Here is an 11,097-nt window from a genome sequence, read left to right as displayed (position 1 = left end):
GAATTTCCTGGTGAACATAGCATTTTGGAACCACCTGACCCCATGCCGAACTCAGTAGTGAAACGAAATAGCGCCGATGATAGTGTGGGGTTTCCCATGTGAAAGTAGGACATCGCCAGGGCCTAATAAAAGAAACCCGTTGCAGTAATGCAGCGGGTTTTTTGCTATGTGCGATTTAAAAAAGTTGTAGACAGAGCGGTGTTGTCTATTCCTCCATTAAGCTGGTATCTAGCAGTCTTTGGGGACACTTCCCTGTGGAGGGCTTCTTTTTGCGCTGTGAATAGGTCTGCGTTCTCTACAATAGCTCATTTCACCTTGCGCAAAGGCCGCGCTAAAGCACGACTTTGCACGATAGCTGTGAAGCGGTGCTTCGGTCGCAATTCACCCATGAATATCATCGACATTCGTACTTCCATGTACGTCAAACCCGTTGCAGCAATGCAGCGGGTTTTTTGCTGTGTGCGATTTAAAAAGCTGTAAATAGAATAGCATCGACATGCGTACTTCCATGTACGTCAAATCCGTTGCAGTAATGCAACGGGTTTTTTGCTATGTGCGATTTAAAAAAGTTGTATAATACCAATTTCACTTAATACCTAGTCTATTTGAAGGAGCAAATAGGACGCTAACAGTGTTAAAAATTTCTCATTTAGAACAACTAAATAGCAAAGTTTTTGCCTTGTTATCGACCCTATTTTCTCGCCTCAAAATAGATCACTTAATTAAGCAAATTGGTATAACTGCCTGCTCACAAAGCCCACACCACCGTTATCCCGCACTTGATGCGGGAACTACTCACAGGCTGCACGGAGAGTATATGAATGACATGCCGACCCGGTGGTCATTCTCATAAGTCGGTATGTGAATACCTCTCTTACTTATATGATTGATCAAAAATAATTGCCCCTATTTTAAATAAATTTAAATCTCCTCAGTTTTAATTTCTCAGGCCTTCACCTTCTAATGCCTAAAGAATGAAGGTATTAAAATGCTTTATTTTACTATATATGTGAATTAAAATTTCAAGTGGGATCTTGCTTTGCTGGGTTTTTGGGAATAAATATGCTTGATCTGTTCTTTTCGACCATGTTAAAACATAGGCAATTCATCAACAGGACCAATGCCCACATGCAAATTATTACGTTGTCACTATCGCTTAACCTCTTACTGCTTAGCTGTAAGAGCGGGGCGTAGTTGCGCGTAAGGGCAGCAACACGATAAACCCCGCACACTGTGCGGGGTTTTTTTATGCTTAAACGAGGACATCAGGTATGCAAGATAAGGTTTGGATATTCGACACGACATTAAGAGATGGAGAGCAGGCGCTTAAAGCCAGTCTGACGGAAGAAGATAAAATTCTGCTCGCGCATACCATTAGTCGTTTAAATGTGGATGTGATGGAAGTTGGTTTTCCGGTCTCAAGCCCGGCTGACTTTCGAGCCGTACAGCGTATCGCAAGAGAGATTACCGGACCGAGCATCTGTGGTTTGGCACGCGCTGTCAGCAAAGACATTGAGGCTTGTGGAGAAGCACTAAGGCCAGCAGAGAAGCGCCGTATTCATACATTTATTGCGACCAGCCCCCTGCACCTGGAACATAAACTCAGAATGTCGCTGGATGATGCGACCGAGATGGCGGTGAAATCGATCAAGCTGGCACGCAACTATACCGATGATGTCGAGTTTTCGTGTGAAGATGCTGGTCGCACCCCTTATGGCGATTTATGCCGCATTGTTGAGCGGGCAATCGATGCCGGCGCCAGCACCATTAACTTGCCTGATACGGTGGGTTATGTCACGCCAGATGAGTATGCAGCAATGATCCATCATATTCGTCACAATGTCCCAAATATCGACAAGGCGCGCCTGAGCGTCCATTGCCATAACGATCTTGGCCTGGCTGTCGCAAACTCTATCGCTGCGGTGCAGGCTGGTGCGAGACAAATCGAATGTACCATTAATGGTATTGGTGAGCGTGCGGGTAATTGCTCATTAGAAGAAGCGGCGATGATCTTAAAAATGCGCGAAGACCACTTGCAGGTGAGCTGTGATATTCGCAGTGAAGAGATTTACCGCGCATCACGTCAGGTTGCCAAGATTTGCAATATGCCAGTACAACCGAACAAAGCGATTGTTGGCGAAAACGCCTTTGCGCACAGCTCAGGGATCCATCAGGATGGGGTGCTAAAAGCACAAAATACCTATGAGATTATGTCACCCGAAACTGTCGGCGTTCCCAATAATCAGCTAAATATGACGTCGCGTTCTGGTCGCCATGTGATTGAACATCGACTGAGCGAATTGGGTTATCAGCAATCTGACTACGATATGGACTCTCTCTATGACAGCTTCCTGGCCTTGGCCGATCAAAAGGGCACTGTATATGACTATGACTTGGAAGCGATGATCCACTTCAATCAGATCACCGATAAAGATGATTTTTACCAGTTGCAATTTGTGAATGCGTCATCGAATTCTCAGTCGATCGCCAGCGCAACTGTTGGGATTGCTATGGGTGAGCAATTAAAACAGGAAGCTGCTACGGGTAATGGTCCGGTGGAAGCCGCATTTCTGGCACTTGAGCGTATTACTGGGAAGACAATTGATATTGTCGAGTACAACCTGGATGCAACCGGGCAGGGGGCCAGCTCACTGGGGCAGGTCGATATGATAGCCAAATACGATGGTCGCCAGTACCACGGTACTGGGCTGGCAGCCGATGTGGTGGAAGCGTCTGTGCACGCCATGATCCACGTTTATAACTTAATTCACCGAGCCGCCAAGGTCTCGAGTTTGAAACAACAAAGGAAAGCAGGATGAGTCAATCAAATTATCAGATAGCAGTATTAGCCGGCGATGGCATTGGACCTGAGGTGATGGCTGCCGCTGAGCTGGTGCTAGATAAAGTCAGTGAGGTATTTGGTATTGGCTTAGAGCGCCAACATCATGCCATAGGCGGCGCGGCCATTGATGCGTATGGTGTTGCGTTGCCCGATACAACTTTGGCTGCCTGCGAAGCATCAGATGCGATTCTGTTTGGTTCTGTTGGCGGACCTAAATGGGAACATTTGCCTCCTCAGGAGCAGCCAGAACGCGCTTCTTTGTTGCCGCTGCGAAAGCATTTCGGGCTGTTTTGTAATCTGCGTCCGGCGCAATTATTGCCAGCGCTGAGCGCCGCCTCTCCATTAAGGGCTGATATTAGCCAGCAGGGCTTTGATATTTTGTGCGTGCGTGAGTTAACCGGTGGCATTTATTTTGGCGATAAAGGTCGTGAAGGCAGTGGTGCAGAAGAAGCCGCATTTGATACTCAACGTTACAGCCGTAAGGAAATAGAACGTATTGCTCGTTTTGCATTCGAAGCAGCCCGACTAAGAAGCAACCGGGTCACATCGGTTGATAAAGCCAACGTACTGGCATCGAGTGTTTTATGGCGTGAAGTGGTGTGTGACATCAGCAAAGATTATCCGGATGTTGAACTGGAACATATTTATATTGATAACGCGGCAATGCAACTGGTGAAGCAACCTGGGCAGTTCGACGTACTTTTGTGTGACAACTTGTTTGGCGACATTCTGTCAGATGAATGTGCCATGATCACCGGCTCCATGGGCTTGCTACCGTCAGCTAGTCTGAATCAGTCTGGGTTTGGCTTGTATGAACCAGCGGGCGGATCGGCGCCAGATATTGCCGGAAAAGGTATTGCTAACCCAATTGCGCAAATCCTCAGCGCAGCCCTGATGTTGCGTTACTCGTTGGCACAGGATGAAGCGGCAAGACGTATAGAAAAGGCCGTCGCAGAAGCCGTTGCAGCTGGTGTGGGGACTCCGGATATCTATCCACAAGGGGGCTACACTACGTTGGATGTGGCTCATGCAATTGTCGAGCGGATCTAAGCGGATTTCAGATTAACAACAGGATGTAGCAAGTGGCACATACATTATACGACAAAATCTGGCAGGCCCATGTGGTCGCCAGTATTAACGAACAAACCGATTTACTCTATATCGACAGGCATCTGGTACATGAAGTGACCTCGCCGCAGGCATTTGCTGGCTTACGTGAAAAAAATCGCGCGGTACGTTGCCCGCATAAAACCTTTGCGACCATGGATCACAATGTGTCGACCAAAAGTCGCTCTATTGATGCGGCAAGTGAAGTCAGTAAAAACCAGCTTCAGGCTCTGGCACAGAACTGTCAGGAGTTCGGCATTGAGCTTTATGATCTGAGCTCAGTGAATCAAGGCATTGTGCATGTGATGGGCCCTGAGCAGGGGATCACCTTGCCTGGCACAACGATCGTCTGCGGTGACAGTCATACCTCAACGCATGGTGCATTTGGTGCATTGGCCCATGGGATCGGTACCTCTGAGGTAGAGCATGTGTTGGCAACTCAGACTCTTCAGCAGAAGAAAGCAAAATCATTGAAAATTGAGATCACAGGCACATTGCGGCCCACTGTCACAGCCAAGGATCTGATCATGGCTGTGATCGGTAAACTGGGGACTGCCGGGGGCACGGGCTTCGTCGCGGAGTTTTGCGGTACGGCTATTGAGGCCTTGTCTATGGAAGCGCGGATGACACTGTGCAATATGAGTATTGAAATGGGCGCTAAGGCTGGATTGATCGCGCCGGATCAGACGACGTATGATTATCTTAAAGGTCGCCCGTTCGCACCGCAGGGCGAAGAGTTTGATCAGGCCGTCACCTACTGGCAAACTCTGCACACCGATCCCGACGCAGTCTTTGATAGCGAAGTGATCATCAGTGCTGATGAGATCCAACCTCAGGTCACCTGGGGCACCAGCCCTGAGCAAGTGATCGGGATTGATGAGGCCATTCCGGATCCGGAAACTGAACCGGATCTGATCAAAGCTGAGGCTATGCGCAGTGCATTGCGTTACATGGGACTTCGTGCAGGCCAGAAGCTGACCGATGCGAAAGTGGATACGGTGTTTATTGGCTCTTGTACTAACAGCCGCATTGAAGATTTGCGTGCCGCGGCTCAGGTTGTAGCAGGCAAACAGGTTGCCAGTGGCGTTGAAGCGCTCATTGTGCCGGGGTCAGGTTTGGTCAAGCAACAGGCTGAACGCGAAGGGCTAGCGGACATTTTTACGGCAGCCGGCTTTGAATGGCGTGAACCGGGTTGCTCTATGTGCCTGGCAATGAATGACGATCGACTTGGGATGGGTAAACGCTGTGCGTCAACCTCCAATCGCAATTTCGAAGGGCGTCAGGGTCGCGGTGGCAGAACCCACTTAGTGAGCCCTGCAATGGCCGCGGCTGCTGCGATTGCGGGTCACTTTACTGATATTCAAGGAGAGCAGGCATGAGCGTCTTTCACTGCGGTTTGTTAGCACCGCTGGATAAAAATAATGTCGATACTGATCAAATCATTCCTAAGCAATTTTTAACATCCACCAGCCGGGACGGCTTTGACAAGGCGCTTTTTTACGATTGGCGCTACACAGATCTGGGAGAGCCGGATCCGGAGTTTATCCTTAACGCGCCTCAATATCAGGGGGCCAGTGTACTGCTGACACGGGATAACTTTGGCTGCGGATCATCGCGTGAACACGCCCCCTGGGCATTAAAACAATACGGTTTTACGGTGATCCTGGCACAGAGTTTTGCTGATATCTTTTTCAACAATTGCGGCAATAATCAGATGCTGTGCATTAGCCTGCCTGCAAGCACCCTGGATAGCCTGTTTGGCTTGTGTGAACGTCAGGCCGATATTCAGATTGAAGTTGATCTGGCAGCTCAGCAGTTACGCAGTGAGCATTTTGCGCCGATCGCGTTCGATGTCCGTCCGGATATCAAAGCTCGTTTGCTCAGTGGATTGGACTTTATCGGTGAAACTGAGCAGCTAAATACCCAGATAGACAAGTTTGAACAGCAACTTCAGGCAGCGCGTCCCTGGCAGTAGCTGTTCGATCGCCGCATTTAATTGGCAAAGGCCGCGAAGTGGATTACGCTGCGGCCTTTATTATTTTTAGGAACATTGATATGAAACTCGTTTATGCAGCCGCTTTACTTGTCAGTGGCACTGTAATGGCGCGTCCGGCTCCTTTAGTGTCTATTCCCACGCATGATGCGTTTTTTGATCAACTCAAGCAACATTGTGGTAAAGCATATGAGGGTAAAGTGACGGTCGATAATCAGGGACCCAGTGCGTTCAGCGATGCGCGCTTGATCATGCATGTGCGTCGTTGTAACGATCAGGAGCTGCAAATTCCGTTTCATGTTGGAAAAAATGCCTCGCGCACCTGGATCATTACCAAGACTGGTAGCGGTCTGAGCCTGAAGCACGACCACCGTCATAAAGATGGCAGTGATGATGAATCGACTATGTATGGTGGCCATACTGTCGATGCGGGCTACGACAACGTGCAATCTTTTCCTGCTGATCAGTACTCTAAAGAGTTATTTGTGAAGCGCGGTATTCCGCAATCAGTGGGCAACACCTGGCAGATGTATATTTACGATGAGCGTTTCACCTATCGCCTGGTCAGAGAAGGGCGTGAGTTCAGAGTCGACTTTGACCTGACCAAGCCGGTTCAGGCACCTAAAGCACCCTGGGGTTATCAGGACTAATTGGGTTACACAGCTCAGTGTGAATACTGAGCTGTGTGATTATTTCGGGTTTTTCACGCAACGTACTTCTACTTGCAGGTCGGGCTCGTACGCTCTTGGGTAAGTCGGTAAACGGTCAAAACTCTGCACGCCTGCGAGCAGTACCAGCTGTGGCAAACGACCCTGGCACAACCGTTGACTATGCCTGAGTAAAAACACACTTTGTTGCAAAAAGTGTTGATAACTATCCGATTTTATCTGTAAATAGTAGTGATCGTCATTATACTTAATTTGGTCATAGTGCACTTTGTGATCAAAGTCATACAACTTTTCGACGACGCCATTAGGTGGCGGCGTGTAGCTGCTGCAGGCACTGGCAAGTAAAGTGAGTGCAACTACTGGTAGCGTGCAACGTACTTGTTTAATCACCTGTGTTGTCATAAAGCCGAGCTGTGCCATATAAAACCTGATAATCCATCTTCGTCTTGATGAAGTGTAACATATTTGGGAGGTGCGCTTGTTTGCACAACTGAGAAAGTTCATAAATAACCTGGCTCAACAGCCAGAGTCTCAACAGGCACCTGACTTTACGACAGCATTGGCTGCATTGATGGTGGAGATTATGCGCGCCGATGGTGAAACCCACGCGGATGAATGCCATATGATTGCTCGGCTGCTGACCCAACATAGTGGCATTTCAACACAGGCCAGCGAGCTCATTCGCGATCAGGCCATCTCTATGGTAGATGAAGCGATTGATTTGCATCGATTTGTGCGTGTTGTGAACGCACATACCGGGGAACTTGAGCGTATCGAAGTGATTGAATTACTGTGGTTAGTGGCCTATGCCGATGGTCGTTTAGATCCCCACGAAGAACATATGGTCCGAAAAATCGCAGGCCTGCTGTACGTGGCACATGCTGACTTTATCTCAGCCAAACTCACTGCCCGTCAACAGCTCGGGCTCACTGATTAGTGAGTGAGCTGCGCGGTACCTAACTCGGTTTTGCAGGACTGAATGGCTTCTTTGATCAGGAAATTCACCAGTGTAGGTGAAATACTGTACATCTGAGCAATTTCTTTTTGCTTTAACCGTCCGTCACGATAAAAGCTCACCACGTTCTGATGGCGCTTAGACAGCTTCGCAATGGTGTGATTCACTTTTTCTGAGAGCTGTGCATCAATGAAGCGGGTTTCAATATTAGACTCTTCATCATCAAAGTGCTCACCATGCACAGATTCCATATCAACCAGACTTTCTCGACTTTGTTTGCGCAACATGTCAATGGCAATATTGCGGGCAACCTGATAGCAAAAACTCTTCGAATTTTTAACCTGGCAGTTCTGACAGGCTGACATACCAGACAAGCGAATAAAGGTATCTTGTAACGCATCCTCAGCGAGATAGGGGCAACGCAGAATGTTGTTTAAATAAGCAAGTAGCTTGGCTTCGTTTTCTGCAATGACATTTGACCACTTTTCACACGACTGCGGCACGGTAAGTTCTCCTGGTGTATTTGATTTAGATCCGTTATGGCGAATGATAATAGTTATCACTATTATGTTATTTCCTTTTGTCTTTTGTCGTCAAGTAGTTTTCTACTCCCGTTTGGCTCTTTAGTGGGTTCTTGATAGCGCACACCTTGCGAATCATGCCTGTGCTGGTTTACCTGCAGACCTGAGATAACGCGGTGTTGTGGATTGAACGCATTGGGGTGGTTTTTTGTTTTTATCTCGCGTCTAGCAGGGGAAGCCCCTCATTCTCTTTTCTGGGGCTTTTGCGTATTTTTAAACAAAAGGATTAATATGAAATCATTTACACTGGGCTTTGCAGGGCTCGCTATTTTGATGGGCAGCACACAGGCTGCCCCACTTTTCCCCCCAGCCCTGACAAACCCGCATAGCAACGAAGCTGTAAGCGTCACCCGCACCCAATTCGGTATCGCCCATGTCAAAGCACACAGTTTGTATGGGTTGGGCTATGGTAATGCTTATGCCCAGGCGCAAGATCATAGTTGTCTGTTGGCTGACGGTTACTTGCGACTGCGCGGAGAGCGGGCGCAATATCTTGGTGCACATCGTAATGAGGGAGATAATTACTTCCTGATGTCGGATATTGGCTATCGTATTCTGGACCTGCCCGGTCGAGCCACACAGCAATATTCGAGTTTATCGGCGAGTACGCGTGCATTGGCGGAAGGCTTTGCTGCGGGATACAATCAGTATCTTGAGGAAGTGGCCGCGGGTAACGCGCAACTGGACGAGATTTGTCGCGATGCTCCCTGGGTTAAGCCGATAACGGCACAGGATGTGATTGCTAACGTATTGCTTATGGGTGTGCAGGGCAGTGTGGGTAGGCTACTACCACAGCTAGTGCAGGCAGGGCCAGATAGTGAGACAACCCCAGCACAACAGAGTTACTCGATGACACTGACACCCGCTGAGCAGCTCACACAGGGGTCAAATGGTTGGGCGATTGGTAAAGCCCTGAGCCACAATGGACGAGGTATGGTGCTTGCCAACCCTCATTTTCCGTTCAATGGTAATTTTCGCTTCTGGACACATCACGCCACTGTACCCGGTGAGCTGGATGTGATGGGGGCGTCCGTTCTCGGGATGCCTGGTGTGGTCAATATCGGCTTTAACCGCAACCTGGCCTGGACCCACACCTATTCAACGGCACTACATCATGTGTTTTATGAACTGACGCTGGACCCGGACAACCCACGCCGATATCGTTATAAAGGTCAGTGGCATACGATGCGCGAACGTCACATCCAGGTTCCGGTTAAAACGGCTACTGGGATGCAAACGCACACCCATACTGCGTATGCCACACAGTTTGGTTTAATGCTTGAAGATCCTGAGCGCTTCCCCTGGCAGGGTGGGGTTGCCTATGCCGTCAGTGATGTAAATCTGGATAACTTCTCAGCAATAGACCATTGGTTGTCATACAACCGGGCCGCATCAGTAGCGCAATTGCGCGAAGCATCAAGGCGGTTTAATGGCTTGTCTTTTAATAATACGCTGGCAGCGGATAAATATGGTAATGCCTTCTATACCGACGACTCCAATGTCCCTAACCTTTCAGCGGCTGCTCTAAACTGGTTACAGACTGACCCAAAATCTGCTGCTATTTTTGCCGCCACAGGTCAGGTGGTGTTGCCTGGCGATCGTGAAGAGATGATGTTTGATGGTGCCGTTGAGCTGGCCGAGGCACCGTCACTTAGCCGTCGTGATTATGTGCAAAACTCCAATGATTCTTTCTGGCTGAGCAATGCCTCACAACCACTGCGCAATGTCTCTCCTTTGTATGGTCCGGTGGATGTACAACAAACGGAGCGTAGTCGGTATGCTTATGCGTTATTGCGCTCAGGGTCAGGACGAGATGGTCGTTTCAACCTGGACGAACTGGAGCATATCATGCTCGGTAACGGCAGTTATTTTGCCAGTGAGCGCGGTGTTATCGCCGGCTTATGCCAGCAATATGCGGGCCAACGTTGGGCTTTGAATGAACAGCTTGAAGTTGATGTAGATCCCGCCTGTGCGGCGTTCGCACAATGGGATGGACGCTTTGACCTGACATCGAAAGCGGCACATCTGGCGCGCGAATTTTTCCGTGTGCTCGACAGGCGTCAGGATTTTGTGGTGCCGTTTAATCCCAGGTTTCCAACTACCACACCGCACACAATTAAATCTGACCCTGAGATCCTGAAAAAATTGCTCCGTGCTGCGGCTGATCTGCAGCACTATGGTTTTGCACTGGATGCGCCATTTGCTGAGATCCAGTATTTGCAAAAGGGCACGGAGCGTTTGTCGTGGGCTGGGCCTGAACATCAAAGTGGCGGGTTCAATGTGTTTGCAACCCACAATACGATGGATCTGACCAGTTTTGCCGCGCAGCCATCGGCGCCACTTACCAGTGTGGTTGATGGGCGACCATTATGGTCTGGACTACGTGAGGCAGGCTATGGTGTGAACTTTGGTTCTAGCTGGATGATGGTGGTGGGCTTTGATGACAATGGTCCGGTTGCCCGCGGTTTGCTGAGTTATTCGCAAAGTGCCAATCGTGACTCAGAGCATTTTAGTGACAGTAGCCGCCATTATAGTGCGCAACAGGGGTTGGTCGAATTGCCATTTTATCCCTGGCAGGTGTCAATCAATAAGCTCAGTACGACCAAACTGATCGTGAAAAAAGACTAAAAAACCCGGACTGTCGCGCGTCACTATGCCGACAGTCTGATTTTTGGAGAAAACGATGAGCTTTGATAACGAAAATGGCACCTTCAAGGTCCTGATTAACCAGGAAGAACAATATTCACTTTGGCCCAGTTATAAAAGCGTGCCCGGTGGCTGGCAAGATGTGGGTGTTGAAGGCGATAAAGAGACTTGCCTGGCTTACATCAATGCGCACTGGACTGATATGCGTCCATTAAGCCTTCGCCAGGCGATGGATCAGTAAGTTTCCCGGCGCCGCCTGAACAGTTTAGATGCTGAACAGCGCCAGTGCGCGGCTAATATCCACC

Annotated in this window: 10 protein-coding genes and 1 rRNA gene; 9 read left to right on the top strand and 2 right to left on the bottom strand. The window is 49.0% G+C overall.

Going from position 1 to position 11,097, the window contains the following annotated elements; translation table 11 throughout:
- Window positions 1-6: 6 nt before the first annotated feature.
- The 6 genes from rrf to IY568_RS23460 all read left to right on the top strand — a co-directional run bounded on the left by rrf (window position 7) and on the right by IY568_RS23460 (window position 6,592).
- Window positions 7-121: ribosomal RNA gene (rrf, locus tag IY568_RS23485) — 5S ribosomal RNA — on the top strand.
- Between the two features lie 1,150 nt (window positions 122-1,271).
- Entirely contained in the window at window positions 1,272-2,819 is a 1,548-nt protein-coding gene (gene leuA, locus IY568_RS23480; protein ID WP_125558656.1) for a 2-isopropylmalate synthase, read from the top strand.
- Complete coding sequence (gene leuB, locus IY568_RS23475; RefSeq protein WP_125558658.1) at window positions 2,816-3,892, top strand: 3-isopropylmalate dehydrogenase; 1,077 nt, start codon at window positions 2,816-2,818, stop codon at window positions 3,890-3,892. The genes leuA and leuB overlap by 4 nt, the downstream gene beginning before the upstream one ends.
- A gap of 32 nt (window positions 3,893-3,924) precedes the next feature.
- Window positions 3,925-5,328 carry a 3-isopropylmalate dehydratase large subunit gene (leuC, locus tag IY568_RS23470; protein WP_125558660.1) on the top strand — a complete coding sequence of 468 codons (1,404 nt, stop codon included), beginning with the start codon at window positions 3,925-3,927 and terminating at the stop codon, window positions 5,326-5,328.
- Window positions 5,325-5,924, top strand: coding sequence for a 3-isopropylmalate dehydratase small subunit (gene leuD, locus IY568_RS23465; RefSeq protein ID WP_125558662.1), 600 nt, complete (start codon window positions 5,325-5,327; stop codon window positions 5,922-5,924). The genes leuC and leuD overlap by 4 nt, the downstream gene beginning before the upstream one ends.
- An 80-nt stretch (window positions 5,925-6,004) precedes the next feature.
- Window positions 6,005-6,592 (top strand): hypothetical protein, encoded by a 588-nt coding sequence (locus tag IY568_RS23460; RefSeq protein ID WP_010383865.1) that lies wholly within the window; start codon window positions 6,005-6,007, stop codon window positions 6,590-6,592.
- Window positions 6,593-6,631: 39 nt separating this feature from the next.
- Here IY568_RS23460 and IY568_RS23455 read toward each other — a convergent pair whose 3' ends face one another.
- Window positions 6,632-7,030 (bottom strand): hypothetical protein, encoded by a 399-nt coding sequence (locus IY568_RS23455; protein ID WP_138538865.1) that lies wholly within the window; start codon window positions 7,028-7,030, stop codon window positions 6,632-6,634.
- Between the two features lie 52 nt (window positions 7,031-7,082).
- On the opposite strand from IY568_RS23455, the gene IY568_RS23450 reads away from it, so the two are divergent.
- Window positions 7,083-7,547, top strand: coding sequence for a TerB family tellurite resistance protein (locus tag IY568_RS23450; protein WP_323744778.1), 465 nt, complete (start codon window positions 7,083-7,085; stop codon window positions 7,545-7,547).
- Here the strand turns inward: IY568_RS23450 and IY568_RS23445 are convergent.
- Window positions 7,544-8,068, bottom strand: a complete 525-nt coding sequence (locus IY568_RS23445) for an RNA polymerase sigma factor (RefSeq protein ID WP_010383862.1) — start codon at window positions 8,066-8,068, stop codon at window positions 7,544-7,546. The genes IY568_RS23450 and IY568_RS23445 overlap by 4 nt on opposite strands.
- A gap of 309 nt (window positions 8,069-8,377) precedes the next feature.
- Between IY568_RS23445 and IY568_RS23440 the strand changes: the two genes are divergently transcribed.
- Both IY568_RS23440 and IY568_RS23435 read left to right on the top strand, forming a co-directional pair.
- Complete coding sequence (locus IY568_RS23440) at window positions 8,378-10,774, top strand: penicillin acylase family protein (protein ID WP_194868859.1); 2,397 nt, start codon at window positions 8,378-8,380, stop codon at window positions 10,772-10,774.
- Between the two features lie 55 nt (window positions 10,775-10,829).
- A complete protein-coding gene (locus IY568_RS23435) occupies window positions 10,830-11,033 on the top strand; it encodes an MbtH family protein (protein ID WP_125558671.1) in 204 nt (67 codons plus the stop codon).
- Window positions 11,034-11,097: the final 64 nt, after the last annotated feature.

Origin of the sequence: Pseudoalteromonas sp. PPB1, from assembly GCF_015356275.1 — a bacterium.
GTDB classification, from domain to species: Bacteria; Pseudomonadota; Gammaproteobacteria; order Enterobacterales; family Alteromonadaceae; genus Pseudoalteromonas; species Pseudoalteromonas rubra_D.
This window is presented reverse-complemented; position numbering and strand designations above follow the sequence as displayed.